General features: G+C 73.0%; 14 protein-coding genes and 1 riboswitch. Of the genes, 6 read left to right on the forward strand and 8 right to left on the reverse strand.

The window, feature by feature from the left end; genetic code table 11:
* Positions 1-108 precede the first annotated feature (108 nt).
* The gene (locus ACFYT4_RS01485) at positions 109-1,278 is read left to right on the forward strand and encodes a steroid 3-ketoacyl-CoA thiolase (RefSeq protein WP_389264104.1); all 1,170 of its coding nucleotides are present in this window, start codon (positions 109-111) and stop codon (positions 1,276-1,278) included.
* Between the two features lie 178 nt (positions 1,279-1,456).
* On the opposite strand, the gene ACFYT4_RS01490 is transcribed toward ACFYT4_RS01485, so the two are convergent.
* Positions 1,457-1,993 (reverse strand): CPCC family cysteine-rich protein, encoded by a 537-nt coding sequence (locus ACFYT4_RS01490; protein WP_389264106.1) that lies wholly within the window; start codon positions 1,991-1,993, stop codon positions 1,457-1,459.
* A gap of 291 nt (positions 1,994-2,284) precedes the next feature.
* Between ACFYT4_RS01490 and ACFYT4_RS01495 the strand changes: the two genes are divergently transcribed.
* The 3 genes from ACFYT4_RS01495 (at position 2,285) to ACFYT4_RS01505 (ending at position 4,896) form a co-directional block, all read left to right on the forward strand.
* Entirely contained in the window at positions 2,285-2,428 is a 144-nt protein-coding gene (locus ACFYT4_RS01495; RefSeq protein ID WP_389264108.1) for a hypothetical protein, read from the forward strand.
* 267 nt (positions 2,429-2,695) lie between these two features.
* Positions 2,696-3,241: an RICIN domain-containing protein gene (locus ACFYT4_RS01500; protein WP_389264110.1), complete on the forward strand. Its 546-nt coding sequence runs from the start codon at positions 2,696-2,698 to the stop codon at positions 3,239-3,241.
* 683 nt (positions 3,242-3,924) lie between these two features.
* Positions 3,925-4,896 carry a helix-turn-helix domain-containing protein gene (locus tag ACFYT4_RS01505; RefSeq protein ID WP_389264112.1) on the forward strand — a complete coding sequence of 324 codons (972 nt, stop codon included), beginning with the start codon at positions 3,925-3,927 and terminating at the stop codon, positions 4,894-4,896.
* Here the strand turns inward: ACFYT4_RS01505 and ACFYT4_RS01510 are convergent.
* The 6 genes from ACFYT4_RS01510 to ACFYT4_RS01535 form a co-directional block, all read right to left on the reverse strand.
* Positions 4,841-5,776, reverse strand: a complete 936-nt coding sequence (locus tag ACFYT4_RS01510) for an ECF transporter S component (protein WP_389264257.1) — start codon at positions 5,774-5,776, stop codon at positions 4,841-4,843. The genes ACFYT4_RS01505 and ACFYT4_RS01510 overlap by 56 nt on opposite strands.
* 62 nt (positions 5,777-5,838) lie before the next feature.
* A complete protein-coding gene (locus ACFYT4_RS01515; RefSeq protein WP_389264114.1) occupies positions 5,839-7,464 on the reverse strand; it encodes an ABC transporter ATP-binding protein in 1,626 nt (541 codons plus the stop codon).
* Positions 7,461-8,597: an energy-coupling factor transporter transmembrane protein EcfT gene (locus ACFYT4_RS01520; RefSeq protein ID WP_389264116.1), complete on the reverse strand. Its 1,137-nt coding sequence runs from the start codon at positions 8,595-8,597 to the stop codon at positions 7,461-7,463. The genes ACFYT4_RS01515 and ACFYT4_RS01520 overlap by 4 nt, the downstream gene beginning before the upstream one ends.
* A 146-nt stretch (positions 8,598-8,743) precedes the next feature.
* On the reverse strand, positions 8,744-9,451 hold the full coding sequence (locus ACFYT4_RS01525; protein WP_389264118.1) for an SCO2322 family protein: 708 nt from the start codon (positions 9,449-9,451) through the stop codon (positions 8,744-8,746).
* Entirely contained in the window at positions 9,448-10,698 is a 1,251-nt protein-coding gene (locus ACFYT4_RS01530) for a prenyltransferase/squalene oxidase repeat-containing protein (protein WP_389264120.1), read from the reverse strand. Before ACFYT4_RS01530 ends, ACFYT4_RS01525 begins: the two co-directional genes overlap by 4 nt.
* A 129-nt stretch (positions 10,699-10,827) precedes the next feature.
* Positions 10,828-10,926: riboswitch (cobalamin riboswitch) on the reverse strand.
* A 236-nt stretch (positions 10,927-11,162) separates the two neighbouring features.
* Positions 11,163-12,197, reverse strand: a complete 1,035-nt coding sequence (locus ACFYT4_RS01535) for an MBL fold metallo-hydrolase (protein WP_389264122.1) — start codon at positions 12,195-12,197, stop codon at positions 11,163-11,165.
* Positions 12,198-12,332: 135 nt separating this feature from the next.
* Here ACFYT4_RS01535 and ACFYT4_RS01540 point away from each other — a divergent pair, with 135 nt between their 5' ends.
* Together ACFYT4_RS01540 and ACFYT4_RS01545 are read left to right on the forward strand one after the other, a co-directional pair.
* Entirely contained in the window at positions 12,333-13,793 is a 1,461-nt protein-coding gene (locus ACFYT4_RS01540; RefSeq protein ID WP_389264124.1) for an aldehyde dehydrogenase, read from the forward strand.
* Positions 13,793-14,026: a ferredoxin gene (locus ACFYT4_RS01545; RefSeq protein WP_389264126.1), complete on the forward strand. Its 234-nt coding sequence runs from the start codon at positions 13,793-13,795 to the stop codon at positions 14,024-14,026. The genes ACFYT4_RS01540 and ACFYT4_RS01545 overlap by 1 nt, the downstream gene beginning before the upstream one ends.
* A gap of 195 nt (positions 14,027-14,221) precedes the next feature.
* Here the strand turns inward: ACFYT4_RS01545 and ACFYT4_RS01550 are convergent, their stop codons facing one another.
* Entirely contained in the window at positions 14,222-14,860 is a 639-nt protein-coding gene (locus ACFYT4_RS01550) for a TetR family transcriptional regulator (protein ID WP_389264128.1), read from the reverse strand.
* Positions 14,861-14,969: the final 109 nt, after the last annotated feature.

The raw sequence follows: 14,969 nt of genomic DNA on the forward strand, positions 1-14,969 counted from the left end.
CCTTGCGTACCGAGGGTAACTCTCATAAGACTGGCAGGAGAACTAGAACGCGTACTAGTTCTTGCGTGGAGCGCCGGGACGCCCGCGCAGTTGAGGAGAGGACGAGCCATGGCCGCCGAACCCGTCATCGTCGAAGCCGTACGCACTCCGATCGGCAAGCGCCAGGGAGCGCTCGCCAATCTTCATCCCGCCTATCTGCTGGGTGAGACCTACCGTGAACTGCTCGGCCGCACGGGCATTCAGCCCGACTGCGTCGAGCAGATCGTCGGCGGCACGGTCACCCACGCCGGCGAGCAGTCCATGAACCCCGCGCGCAACGCCTGGCTCGCGGTGGGGCTTCCGTACGAGACGGCCGCGTCCACGGTGGACTGTCAGTGCGGATCCTCGCAGCAGGCGTCGCACATGGTCGCGAACATGATCTCCGCCGGTGTCATCGACATCGGCATCAGCTGCGGTGTGGAGGCGATGTCCCGGGTGCCCCTGGGCAGCGGCTCCAAGCACGGGCCCGGAAAGCCGTTCCCCGACGAGTGGAACGTGGATCTGCCCAACCAGTTCGAGGCGGCGGAGCGGATCGCCCGCCATCGCGGGCTGAGCCGCGAACGCGTCGACTCGCTCGGACTCGTGTCCCAGGAGCGGGCCGCGATCGCCTGGTCCGAGGAGCGCTTCAAACGCGAGACCTTCGCGGTACAGGTGCCGACGACGGAGGAGGAGCAGGCGGCGGGCCACGGCATGTGGCGGCTCGTCGACCGGGACGAGGGGCTGCGCGACACCAGCATGGAGGCGCTGGCCCGGCTGAAGCCCGTACTGCCGACCGCCCTGCACACCGCGGGCACTTCCTCGCAGATCTCCGACGGCGCGGCCGCGATCATGTGGGCGTCGAAGCGGATGGCCCGGGCGCTGAAGCTCAAGCCCCGCGCGCGGATCGTCGCCCAGGCGCTGGTCGGTGCGGACCCGCGCTTTCACCTGGACGGTCCGATCGACGCGACCCGGACGGTGCTGGGGAAGGCGGGGATGTCCCTCAAGGACATCGACCTCGTCGAGATCAACGAGGCGTTCGCCTCGGTCGTGCTGAGCTGGGCGCAGGTCTTCGAACAGGACCTGGAGAAGGTGAACGTCAACGGCGGCGCGATCGCCCTGGGCCATCCGGTCGGAGCCACCGGGGCGCGGCTGATCACGACCGCCCTGCATGAACTGGAACGCCGTGACAAGGAGTTCGCGCTGGTGACGATGTGCGCGGGCGGGGCGCTGGCGACGGCGACGATTCTGCAGCGGCTGTAGGCGGGCGCGGTTCGGTGCGGAGGGCGCCGGAGGCAGGCCGGGGCGGGGCGCCCGGAGCGGCGCGGGTCGCTCGCCGAGCGCCGCCCCGGGCGCCCGCGCCTCACAGGCCGGGGGCGCGGGACCGAGCGGGCAGCGCTCCCTGTCGATTCCCTCCCGGGTCACCGCGTGAACAGGACGATCAGGAGTCCGGTCGGCCGGGGTGCGCTGACGGTCGTTCGTCGCGCCGCCAGAAGGTCGGGCGCCACCAGTAGAGCACCGTCAGGTCGTCGGGCCATGTCGCCTCGCTGCCCGGGCCCTCAAAGGAGTCCCGGGTGAGGTCGATGGGCCGCCAGCCCGGATCCAGCGGTTCATCGCCCCTCGGCGGCCTCACCTTGCTCCGGAAGCGTTCTTCCATCGCGCCGAACCGCTGGTAGTTCCGCTGGGCCTCCACCAGCGAGACGGCGTTGGCCCCGTCGGCCATCAACGGCCAGCGCATCTGCAGGAGATCGTCCTCCCAGAAACACACGGAGCAGATCTCGTAGTCCCACATCTCGCCGAACATCTGGTGTCCGCAGCAAGGGCAGGGGAACCAGCCCTCCGGGGGCGGCTGCACCTGACCCTCCGGTTCCGGGAAGGGATCCTCCGGTTCCGGGTAGGGCTCTCCCCGTGCATCCGCGGCTTCCCGTGCCTCCAGCTCCTCAAGTTCCGCGCGTATCTGATCGTCCAGTTCTTCCACCGGGAGATCGTATTCCAGCCGGTCAGGTCTGTTCAGGCCATTTTCGAGGGGCGGACGGCATGGTTTCGAGGCCACCTGGCTGACCCGTGCCTGAAGCAGCGCGGCGCAGGGTGCTCCACACACGACTCGGGGTGTGTGGCTCTCTCGTACGTCCACCCGGATGCTCCGTTCCCCGCTACCGCGTCCGCCGACCGGTCCCGAGCAGTGGGGGAGTTGGAGATCCGGCTATGGCCCCGTTTCTCCCCGCTCGTGTGGTGCCTGCACAGGACCCGACGACAACGGCGACCACTCATGGCCGCGCTGCGTCGACGGGAAACCGGCCCCGCGTTCGCCGAGCGCCGCGCCGCCCTGTACGACGCGTGGGAGCAACAGCAGATCGACCGGGCGGTCGCCGAACTGCTCCGGGCCCTCGCGGACAAGGGCGGCCGGGAATGAACGGACCGCTGCCCACGCGCGCGTACGTGGTGCAGTACGCCTGCCCGGAGCACGCAGGAACCGTTGCAGCCCGCCCGCGATAACCGGTGAACCTCTGCGGCGGCAGACGCACTGTGCACGGATCGTCGGGTGATCCTGCAGTCTCGGTCGACTCACGGGCCACGCCGGACAGTAGGTTCACACGCACATCGTTCATCGGCAACGAGATCGGGAGAGCGTATGCGGATCCGCAGAATCACCAGTGCCGTGGCTTTAGTGGGAGCGGTCATGGCCACGACAGTGCTGGCCACCGCTTCATCGAGTGGCGCTGTCGGCAGGCAGGACGTGAGTGCCGCCGCCCAGGCGCGGGCGATCGGCTCTTCCGGGACGCAGGCCGTCTCCACGCCCGATTCCAGGAGATCAATGGCGTCCCGGATGCTGAAGAACTTCTACAGCGGTCGGTGCGCCGGAGTGGGCAGCCAGACCGGCAACGGCGCCCCGGTGATCCAGTGGACCTGCAACAATGCACTGGATGAGCTTTGGGACTTGGTCCCGACCACGGACTACAACGGCTTCCGCGCTTACTTCCTGAAGAACCGGTACTCCGGGAAGTGCTTGGGGGTGGGATCCAGTCTCGCCAACGGGGCCGGGGCCATCCAGTACACGTGCAACGGTGCCTTCGACGAGAAGTGGTGGTGGGACTCCACCGACCTATCGTTTCGGAACGTCTACTCCGGCAAGTGCCTCGAAGTGCCGTCGACCACGACACCCGGAGCCAGGGTGATTCAGTGGACCTGCAACAACGGCATGCACCAGTCGTGGCTTAGCTCCTGACGGGCGCGGGTCGTGGTCCTGCCGGTCGAGGGCCGGCGGACGGCCACGGGCACGACCACGCCGCTCGGGGTCGCGGATCCGGTCGGCAGGCTCCGGAGCTAGGACGCCTTCGCCCACCCGTTCCGCCGGGGGAACTCTTCGGTGTCCGGACACCGGCCGCTTCGGACGGCTTCCGGCGTGGAGACGGCGGGTCGACCGACGGCTGGCGTCGGCCGGGCGAGCGGGACCGCTGCCGGCCGGTACACCCGGCAGCCCGGTGCCCTCGGCCAACGGACGTGTAGCCAAGGACATCTGAGAGCGCCTTCGCGCCGTCCAACCGCCGGGCCATCGGCGCCCGGCCGCGTCTGTCCGCGACCTCTTCCCCCCACCGGCATCGGGCCGTCGGCTGAGCCCCGCCGACGGCCCGATGCCCCGGCCGACCGGTGTACGGCCCTGCCGTACACCGGTCCCGGACCGGGAACAGACCCATGGCGCCCCTGCTCACTCCCCGCCTGCGCAAGCGGGAGGTCATCACGCTGCCTGCTCCATGTTCACCGCTGTCCGGTGCGCCCTGTCCGAAAGCCCGGTTCCAGGCGGGCAGAACGGTCCATAGAGTCATGGCGGCACGAGGGATCGAGGGGGCCGGCTCCGGGCGAGACGTGCCGACCCGTCGTGGCGGGGAGGAGAAGCCGATGTGGACGTGCATGTCCACCCAGGACCTGCCCGAAGAGGACAGGCCCGACTGGTACCACGAACTCATCGGTCGCTCAGTTGCTCCCACCCGGCTCGCCATCGAGGACCCGACCACGTTCCACGCCAGCGCCGGGACAGTGGAACTCGGAGCCTGTGATGTGTCGAGCTTCAGCCACGGCGCCCTCCGGTCGTGGCGTACGCCCACCCTGATCAGGCGCGGCGATCCGGGTCAGTACCTTCTGGCGCTGATCACCGAGGGCTCCATGTGGATCTCCCAGCGCCGTAACGACGCCGAGATCGCCGCCGGGGACGTGGTGGTCTTCGACACCTCGCATCCCCTCACCGCGGGAACGGGAGCCCATGGACACGACACACGGCTGATCATGCTGCACCTGCTGCGGGAGGCGGTACCGCTCCCCGGGAACAGAATCGACCAGTTGGTCGCACGATCCCTGACAGCCCATCGGGGCGTGGGCGTCTTCCTGAGCCGGTTCCTGCGGACCCTGGCAACCCATGCCGTCGACTGCTCACCGTGGGAAAGGCGCCGGCTCGGGACTCTGGCGGTGGACTTGGCGTCCGGCTTCCTCGCCCATCACCTGGGGGCCCGGGACCGGCTTCCCGCCAGAACGCGCGCACAACTGCTGATGGAGCAGATCGACGCCTTCATCGACCACAACCTCCACGATCCCGCCCTCAACCCCCGTGTCGTCGCCGCCCGCCACCACATCTCTGTGCGCACGCTGTACGCGGCCTTCGAACAGCGGGAGGAGAGTGTGGCCGCCTCCATCAGACGCCGCCGTCTGGAGCGCTGCCGTGCCGACCTCGCCCGTCCCGAACTGGCGGCCCAGCCCGTCCATGTGATCGCCGCCGGCTGGGGCTTCACCAACGTGACCGTCTTCGGGCGCGCGTTTCGCGACGTGTACGGCATCACTCCCGGAGCTTTCCGTCACCAGGTCCGGGGGGGCTCCCACCGGGAGGACTGAGTGTCTTGCCGTCCGACGGGACGACGGGCCCCTCGAAGGCGACGGGCCCCTCGAAGGCGACCGGTGCCTCGAACGCGGCCCGGCGGGTTGCGCGGCGGAGGGCCTTGAGCACGGTGGGGCCGAGGGTGACGGTGAGGACGACCGTGAGCAGCGCCCGGCCGAGGTCCCATCCGAGCGAGGTCGCCGTGACGTACGCGAGGAAGCGGGTCAGGTTCTCGTGCAGCGGATCGCCGGGGTGGAAGGAGATCCCGGACGCGCCGCCGAGGAGGTACGTCCACCCCTGGAGGTTCATCACCGTGCCGTAGGCGAACGCCGCGACCGCGCCGTACAGCGTCAGCATCAGCACCTCCGCCCGTCCCCGCAGCCGCTCCGGGCCCGGCAGCAGACCCGCGCCCATCGTGAACCAGCCCATCGACAGCATCTGGAACGGCATCCACGGACCCACCCCGCCCGTGAGCAGGGCCGAGGCGAACATCGTGATCGAGCCGAGGACGAAGCCGAATCCGGGCCCCAGCACCCGGCCGCTCAGCACCATCAGGAAGAACATGGGCTCCAGGCCCGCGGTGCCCGCGCCGAGCGGGCGCAGCGCCGCCCCCACCGCGGCCAGGACCCCGAGCATCGCGACCGGTTTGGCGCCCAGCCCGGTGTCGGCGATGGTCGCCACGACGACGGCCACCAGCAGGGGGAGCAGCAGGGCGAAGAGCCAGGGAGCGTCCCCGGAGTGCGCGAGGCCGGAGTTCGCCGAGGCCAGCAGCGGCCAGCCGAAGGCGACCACACCGACCGCGGTGACCAGCACGAGCGCCGCCGTGGAACGGGGCCCCAGCCGGATCGGCCGCGCGGATCCGTCCGCCGGCGTGCCGCCGGACCCGCCCGCCGCCACGCTCCGGCGCCCGCTCGCCCGTACCCGCTCGGAGCCTTCCGCCGGCACCGGCCCGGACCCGCTCACAGGGCGTCCCCGACCTGTGCGACGGTCAGCCAGCGCCCGGGCGCGAGGATCTTGGCGACCTGGGGCGCGAACGCGGGCGAGGACATGACGACCTCGGGCGTCGGGCCGTCCGCGACGACCTCGCCGTCCGCGAGGATCACCACGCGGTGTGCGAGTTCGGCCGCCAGCTCCACGTCGTGCGTGGCCAGCACGATGGCGTGCCCGTCGGCCGCGAGCCCCTTCAGCACCCCCACGAGCCGGGCCTTCGCCGCGTAGTCCAGACCCCGCGTCGGCTCGTCGAGCAGCAGCAGCGGGGGCCGTCCGGTGAGCACGATCGCCAGCGCCAGCGCCAGCCGCTGCCCCTCGGACAGATCGCGGGGGTGCGTCTCGTCCCGTACGCCCGTAAGCAGTTCGCCGACCAGGGTCCGGCAGGAACCGGGCTCGGCCCCCGCGTCCGCGTCGGCCGCGGCGCACTCGGCGGCCACCGTGTCCGCGAACAGCAGATCCCGCGGCTCCTGCGGGACGAGACCGACCCGGCGGATCAGCTCGCGCGGGTGCGCGCGGTGGGGTGTCAGTCCGCCGGCCGAGACCGTGCCGGAGGTCGGCGGGATCATGCCGACCACCGCGGACAGCAGGGTGGACTTGCCCGCTCCGTTACGGCCCATGAGCGCGACGGTCTCCCCGGCGGCCACGGTCAGCCCGATCCCGCGGAGCGCGTCGACGCGCCCCCGCCGGACCGCCAGCCTCTCGACGGTCAGCAGCGCCTCCCCGGCCGGGCACGCGGGCGGCGCCGGGGGCTCCGGCAGCCGCTCGCGCAGGCCGGCGGCCCGCCGCCGGGCGTCCCGTACGGACAGCGGCAGCGGGTCCCACCCGGCCAGCCGCCCGAGCGCCACCACCGGGGGGTGCACCGGGGAGAGGGCCATGATCCGGGCGGGGTCGCCCATCACCGGGGCCTCACCGGGGGCGGGCAGCAGGATCACCTGGTCCGCGTACTGGACGACCCGCTCCAGCCGGTGCTCGGCCAGCAGGACCGTCGTACCGAGGTCGTGCACCAGCCGTTGCAGCACGGCCAGCACCTCCTCCGCCGCGCCCGGATCCAGGGCGGACGTGGGCTCGTCGAGGACCAGCACCCTGGGGTGGGTGGTCAGCACCGAGCCGATCGCCACCCGCTGCTGCTGACCGCCCGACAGGGTCGCGATGGGCCGGTCGCGCAGCTCCGCCATTCCCAGCAGATCGAGCGTCTCCTCCACCCGGCGGCGCATCACCGCCGGAGCGAGACCCAGCGACTCCATGCCGTAGGCGAGTTCGTCCTCCACGGTGTCGGTGACGAAGTGGGCGAGCGGGTCCTGGCCCACCGTGCCGACGACATCGGCGAGTTCCCGTGGCTTGTGGGTCCTGGTGTCCCGGCCGTCGACGGTGACCCGCCCGCACAGGGTGCCGCCCGTGAAATGCGGCACGAGCCCGGAGACCGTGCCGAGCAGAGTCGACTTGCCGACCCCCGACGGGCCCACCAGCAGCACCAGCTCACCCTCCGGGACGGTCAGGTCGACACCCCGGACCGCCGGGCGCGCGGCCTCGCCGGAGCCGGCCCGCTCACCGCCGGACCGGTCATAGGTGACCGACACGTTCTCGAACCGGATCACGGGGCCTCCTTGGAAGAGCCGGCGGCACGCGGCGGCAGGGGCGCGACGAACGCCGGGAGCAGCCCGGCGAGGACCGAGAGCGCCGGCCACAGGGGCAGCGAGGGAGCGGTCAGCGGTACGACCCCGGGGGCCAGAGCCGTGGGATCGTACGCGCCCGCCCAGATCATCAGCCCCGCGACCGCCGCACCGGACCCGGCGACCAGCCAGGAACGCGGGCCGAACCGGTCGGGGCGGTACCGGGTGCGCACGGTCCTGCGGCCGCCCAGGCGCAGCCCCGCGAGGGACGCGGCCAGCCCGGCGGCGAGCACCGGCAGCCCGTACGAAGCGCCCTCCGACGCCAGCAGGGCGTACGAACCCGCGCACACCCCGAGCAGCCCGCCGAGCGTGAGAGCGGTCGTGGTGTGCCGTACGGCGGCCGGGACCTCGGCGCTGCGGCCGTAGCCGCGCGCGTCCATGGAGGCGGCGACCGCGACCGAGCGCTCCAGCGCGCCCTCCAGCACCGGCAGCCCGATCTGCGCGACCGCCCTGATCCCGCCCGTGGACCGGCCGCGCAGCCGGCGCGCGGTGCGCAGCCGGGCCACATCGGCGACCATGTTGGGCGCGAAGGTCATCGCGACGACGACGGCGACCCCGGCCTCGTACAGCGCGCCCGGCAGGGACTTGAGGAGGCGGGCCGGGTTGGCGAGCGCGTTGGCCGCGCCGACGCAGATGAGCAGCGTGGCGAGTTTCGCGCCCTCGTAGAGCGCGAAGACCACCTGCTCCGCGTAGACCTTCCCGCCGATCCTGATGCCCTTCGCCCAGTCGGGGAGCGGGACCTCGGGAAGGGCGAAGAGCAGATGCGTACCGGGGATCGGGGAGCCGAGCGCCATCGCGAACAGCGCCCGCACGGCGAGGACGATCAGACCGAGCTTCACGAAGGCGGTGTACGAACGGGCCCAGGGCGCGTCGGTCCGGCGCGCCGCCACCACATATCCGGCGACGCCGACGATCAGGCCGAGGAGCAGCGGATTCGTGGTCCGGGACGCGGCGACCGCCAGCCCGAGCGCCCACAGCCACCAGGCGCCCGCGTGCAGGGCGTTGGAGCGGTCCGCCTCGGGTGCCCGGAACCGCGACCGGGGGCGCGGGGGACGCACTCCGCCCCGGCCGGGTCCACCGGGCGCGGGGGTACCGTCCGCGCCGGGGGGACGACCGGGGCCCCCGGGCCCGGGAAGGGGGCGCCGCCGCCCGGCGGTCCCCGGCGGCGGGGGTGAGGGGTGCGGGTCCGGGGCGGGGCGGGGTGTCATCGGCCGCGGCGTCGGCGGGACTGCCAGACGGTGGCCGCGCCCAGGGCGAGGATCACCGCGGCGCCCGCGGCCACGCCCACCGACGGGCCGCCGCTGCCGGAGCCGCCGGAGTCCGGGCCACGGGAGCCGGAGCTCTTCGCGGTCGTGGTGAGCGGGCCGGGCGCTTGTGTGGCGGTGGGGCGCGGGCCCGAGACCTGTTCGCCGCAGCCCGACGCGGGGTAGCCGGTGATCGCGCACAGCAGCGCCTCGCCGTTGTACCGCAGCGGCTTCGCCACCTGCGCCAGCGCCTCGGCCGTCGTCGCGTCCCCCGGGACCCGGGCGCACGCGTTCCGCGGCGCGGGCGGGGTCTCGCCCCCGGGCGCGTCGGCGGCGGTGCCGGGGTCGATGACCAGGGCGACGCGCTTGTGCCCGGCCTTCGGGGGCGTACCGCCGCAGATCGCGCCGAAGTCCGGGGCGGTGCGCGGCCGCGCCGAGTCGGAGCTGTCCTCGCTGACGGCGAACCGGAAGCCGTTCACCGAGCCGTCCGCCGGGCGGGCCACGGCCGGGCCCTCGGTGGCGTACCTCCAGGTCGTGCCGTCGGCCTGCCAGAACGACCAGTAGCGGTATCCCGCCGCCTGCGCCGGGCCCGCGCCCAGCACGGTCAGCGCGACCCCGAGGACGAGCAGCAGGGGAAGCAGCCGCGGCAGCCGCCGGGCGCGGATCACGGCCGGGACTTGCGGCGGCCGCTGAGCAGGATGCCCGCGCCGACGCTCGCCGCGAAGAACGCGCCGACGATCCACCAGACGCCGACCCCGGTGTCGTCCTTCTTCTCGTCCCGCTGCTTCTCCCGCGCCGTGTCCGTCACGGTGAGCTGCGGGGCCGGGCCGGTCGCGTTCAGGGCGGCCACCAGATCGGTGCCGCCGAAGTCCTTCGGGTCCGTGCCCGTCGCGTGGGCCGCGAAGATCAGCTGCGCGTACGCCGCCGGGCCGGACTCCTTCGCCCACGCCGCCGCGTGCTGCTCCAGCCAGCCCAGGGACTTCTCCGCCTGCTCGGTCAGGCCCTGCGCGGACAGGGCGACGACCGCGTCGGCGGTGTTCCCGACGTCGGGCTTCACGGTGGTGTCCGTGGCGCCCGGCATCGGCGGGGCGTTCAGATGGCCGGTCTTCGCGAGGGCGGTCGCGAGATACGCGCCGCCGTTGTGGGCGGCGCCCCGGGCCGTGGTCGCGGGCTTGCACACGGCGCCGCCCGGGTCCTTCGCCCCCGCCGTCACCACCAGGCCCTTCCCGTGCGCGCCGATCACCGCGGCGGCGGTGGAGTCGGCGACGACACCGGGCTGCTGAGGCTGGAAGACGAACGCGCCGCCGTCCTTGCCGCCGCAGGGCCGCGCGAAGGTCAGCAGGGCGTCGTACGGCGACTTCCCGCCCTTCGACACCATGGCGTCCGGCTTCTCGCCCGCCGCGGCGAGCGCGCCGATCACGACGGAGGTGGAGTTGGCGTCGCTGGCCCCGCCCGGGTTGTAGCCCCAGCCGCCGTCCGCGTTCTGCACGGACTTCAGCCAGGCCACGGACTTCTTCACCGCCGTGTCCTGCCCGCCGAGCGCGACGAGGGCCTGGACGGCGGCGGCGGTGGCGTTGGAGTCCAGCGGCAGCTTGGGGTCGCACGGCCCGCTCATGTCCGCGCGGTACGAGGGGTACGCGCCGCTGTCGCACTGCTGGCCGGTCAGCCAGTCCACCGCCTTCCCGGCGGGCCGCACACCGACCGTGTCCTGGGCGAGCAGCGCGAGGGACTGGCGCCAGACGCCGTCGTACGCCGGGTCGGTCGTCCCGTACAGACCGGACGGTGTGACGGCGGCCGGAGGGGACGGCGGCGGGCTGGTCGCCGCGGACGCGGCCGGTGCGGCCGCGGGGACGACGGCCGCGGCCAGGACGGCGGAGGCGGCGAGCACGGCGGCGCGGCGGCGGGCGGTGGTCATGACGGGCGGTGCCTTCCCTGCGGTGGCCGGGCACGGGCACGGTGAGGCACCAGGGCTCCGGACCGTATTCCTCGACGGTGCCGGTCACCGGCGGCTGCCGGTGGCACGAGCCGGTCACGTCCGCGTCCAGGGCATTCCGACTCGCCGCCGGGTGGTGGGCGGCTCACGGTTGCGGGTCAGCGCCGGATTCGCACCGGCTTCCCCCTGTACGGGTGTGATACGACCCGCTCACTCTACCGGCCGGTGTTTCCCGCGGTGAGGGCGCGGGTTCCGCCGGGCCCCTCCTGCCCCGTTTGGTACGGGGGTTCCCGGCACGGGCGCGGTGTCACCCGTCCCCGGGCCGCCGCCGCGGTCGCGGGACGGGCACCTGCCGTGCCTCACGGAGTGCACCGCCCCCCGCGCGACCGGGCGGACGCGGGCGCCACGCCCGCCCCGGGGCCCGTCGCCCGCCGGGGCGGGGCCGCTCACACCGCCACGAACCTCGTCGGGAGGCCCGGGAGCGGCTCGGCCCGGCCCAGCTTCACCAGCCTGCGGATATGGGCCTCGGCCTCGGAGACGGCGATGCTGCGGGAGTCGTGGGGGATCTGCTCCCAGGGGCGGTTCCACTCCATGCGCTCGGCGAGCTGCCAGGGCGTGAGGGGCTCCACCAGGAGGGCGAGCAGGCCGTCGAGGCGTTCCTGATGGTGCCGGAGCAGCTCACGGACCCGTTCCCCGGCCGTCGTGAACGCGTACTGGTGCGCGGGCAGCACCTCCGCGGGACCGAGGCGGCCGACGCGTTCGAGGGAGTCGAGATAGTCGCCGAGGGGGTCGGCGGCACTCTCGTCGGCGGGGTCCTCGTAGAGCCCGATGTGCGGACTGATCCCCGGCAGCAGATGGTCGCCGGAGAACAGTCTGCCGCGGCCCGGCAGCCGCGCGGGGTGGTCCTCCTCCAGATGCAGGCACACATGGCCGGGGGTGTGCCCCGGCGTCCAGATCGCGCGCAGCCGGCGCCCGGCCAGGTCGAGCAGTTCCCCGGGGACGATCTCCCGGTCGGGCAGGGCCGCGCGCAGCCCGGGCAGTGTCCTCATCCGCCCCGAGGCGCGCGCCTGAAGCAGGGGGGCGGTGTGCTCCTCGGGCGCGCCCGCCCGGGCGAGCTTCTCGGCCAGATAGTCCAGCCAGACGGCGGGCTCGGACGCCCGGGTCCGGCGTACGACGTCCGTATCGGCGGCGTGCATCGCGATCCACGCGCCGGACGCCTCGCGGACCCGGCCGGAGAGCCCGTGGTGATCGGGGTGGTGGTGGGTGATGACCACACCGTGGACATCGGCGACGGACACCCCGAGGGTCTCCAGCCCGTCGGTGAGGGTGGACCAGGAGGTGGGATCGTCCCAGCCGGTGTCGACGAGGACCGGCCCGCGGTCGGTGTCGAGGAGGTGGACGAGGGTGTGGCCGAGGGGATTGTCCGGGATCGGAACCTCGATGGACCAGACGCCTCCGCCGTGGTCGGTCACCTGCGTCATGACGCCCCTCCTCTCTTCTCGGTCGGCCGGTCGTCGCGCTGACTCGTGACGACACGGGCATTGCTCACTATAACTAGAACTGGTATCAGTTCTGAAACAGTGTCAGATATGGCCCGGGCGCAGGAGGCAACAGCCATGACCGAGCTTGTGGAACACGGAAAGCTGTTCATCGGCGGGGAGTTGACCGACCCACTGGGCACCGAGACCATCGAGGTCGTCTCGCCCCACACCGAGCAGGTCATCGGACGGGTCCCGGGCGCCTCCCGGGCCGATGTGGACCGCGCGGTGGCCGCCGCGCGCACGGCCTTCGACGAGGGGCCCTGGCCGCGGATGACACTCGACGAGCGCATCGAGGTGGTCGGCAGGATCAAGGACGCGATCGCGGTACGGCACGACGAGCTGGCCCGCTCGATCAGCGCGCAGAACGGCTCCCCGTACTCGTGGAGCGTGCTGGCGCAGGCGCTCGGCGCGATGATGGTGTGGGACTCGGCGATCACGGTCGCCCGGGGGTTCGCGCACGAGGAGACCCGGGCGGGGGCGCTCGGGCCGATCCTCGTGCGGCGGGAGCCGGTCGGTGTCGTCGCGGCCGTGGTGCCGTGGAACGTGCCCCAGTTCACGGCCGCCGCCAAGCTCGGGCCCGCGCTGCTCGCGGGCTGCACGGTGGTGCTCAAGCCGTCGCCGGAGACGCCCCTCGACGCGTATCTCCTCGCCGACATGGCGCGGGAGGCCGGGCTGCCGGAGGGGGTGCTGTCGATCCTGCCCGCCGGACGCGAGGTCAGCGAGTATCTGGTCGGGCACCCGGACGTGGACAAGGTGTCGTTCACGGGCTCGGTCGCGGCGGGCAGGCGGGTCATGGAGGTCGCCTCCCGTCATCTCACCCGGGTCACCCTGGAGTTGGGCGGCAAGTCGGCCGCGGTGATCCTGCCGGACGCGGACCTGGAGTCCGCGATCGCCGGGATCGTGCCCGCGGCCTGGATGAACAACGGTCAGGCGTGCGTCGCCCAGACGAGGATCCTCGCCCCCCGCGGCCGGTACGACGAGATCGCCGAGGCCCTGACGGCGGCGGCGTCCGCGCTCGTGGTCGGCGACCCCCTGGACGCGGCCACCCAGGTCGGCCCGCTGGTCGCCCGGCGCCAGCAGCAGCGCTCCTTCGACTACATCGCGATCGGCCAGGAGGAGGGCGCCAAGGTCCTCACCGGCGGCGGCCGTCCGGACGGCCTGGAGCGCGGCTGGTACGTCGAGCCGACGCTCTTCGGCGATGTCGACAACTCGATGCGCATCGCCCGTGAGGAGATCTTCGGGCCCGTGATCTGTCTGCTGCCGTACGGGGACGAGAGCGAGGCCGCGAAGATCGCGAACGACTCCGAGTACGGGCTCAGCGGCAGTGTCTGGACCGGCGACGTGGAGCACGGCATCGACTTCGCGCGCCGCATCAGGACGGGGACGTACAACGTCAATACGTTCAGCCTGGACATGCTCGGGCCCTTCGGCGGCTACAAGAACTCCGGTCTCGGGCGGGAGTTCGGGCCCGAGGGGTACGGCGAGTACCTGGAGCACAAGATGATCCACCTGCCCGCCGGATACGGGGGCAACTGATGGGGGACCGCTGGCAGATCGAGGTCGACCGGGGGCTCTGCATCGGCTCCGGCATGTGCGTCGGGCACGCCCCTGACGGGTTCGCGCTGGACTCGGCGCGGCAGTCGCGCCCCCGGGATCCCGAGACGGACGCGAGCGAGGCGGTGCTGGCGGCGGCGGAGAACTGTCCCGTGGAGGCGATCACGATCACGCTGCTGGGGAGTGGTGAGCCGGTGTTCCCGCCGGAGGAGTGACGGTGGGTCCCGGCGGCGGGTCCCCGCGGTCCGCGGCGAACGGCCGCGCCGGACACGGCGGTCCGGTGCGGGCGCCCGCGGGAACGCTGCCGCCGGTCGCCGGTGCGGCGGCCTGCCGGGTGCCGTTCCCGGCCCCCTCCCCTCGGCACGTCGCCCGGGGAGCCTCCCGGCGGGCCGGAAGCGCGGGTCCGGGTCTCAGGAGGACCGCGGGCGCGTGGGGCGGGGGCCGGGGGAGGTCACCTCGATCAGCCGGCAGACCGTCTCGATGTCGATCTTCACCTGGGCGATCGACGCCCGGCCCGAGAGCCAGGTGATGAGGGCCGAGTGCCAGGTGTGCTCGATCACTCGGACCGCCGAGAGCTGTTCGGGCGTCGGGTTCTCCAGGCCCATGGCGTCCAGGATGATCGCCGTCGTCTGCCGGGACACCGTGTCCACCTCGGGGCTGACGCTGCGGTCGGCGAAGGTCAGCGCGCGGACCATCGCGTCCGCGAGATGCGGCTCGCGCTGGAGCGCGCGGAAGGCCCGCATCAGCGTCTCGGCGACCCGGTCCGCGGCGCTCTCCCCGCCCGGGGGCCGCTTGCGGAGGGTGGTGTGCATGTGCTGGAGCTGGTCCTGCATGGTGGCGACGAGGAGGTGGATCTTGGACGGGAAGTACCGGTACAGGGTTCCGAGGGCGACACCGGCGGCCTCGGCGACCTCGCGCATCTGCACCGCGTCGAAGCCGCCCCGGCACGCCAGCTGCGCGCTGGCGTGCAGAATGCGTCGGCGGCGCGCCTCCTGGCGCTCCGTCAGGGGCGGTGAGCCCGGTCCGGAGGGCTTGGCTTCGGCTGTCATGGCTCCCGCTCCACTGTTCCGCTCCGTACTGGTACCGGTGCTCCGTATTCCTGCCGACCGCACAGCATGGCAGGGGGGCCGTCGTGGCGCGAATCACCTGATCCGGCCC

It is taken from the genome of Streptomyces sp. NPDC004609 (genome assembly GCF_042873655.1).
Classification (GTDB): Bacteria; Actinomycetota; Actinomycetes; order Streptomycetales; family Streptomycetaceae; genus Streptomyces.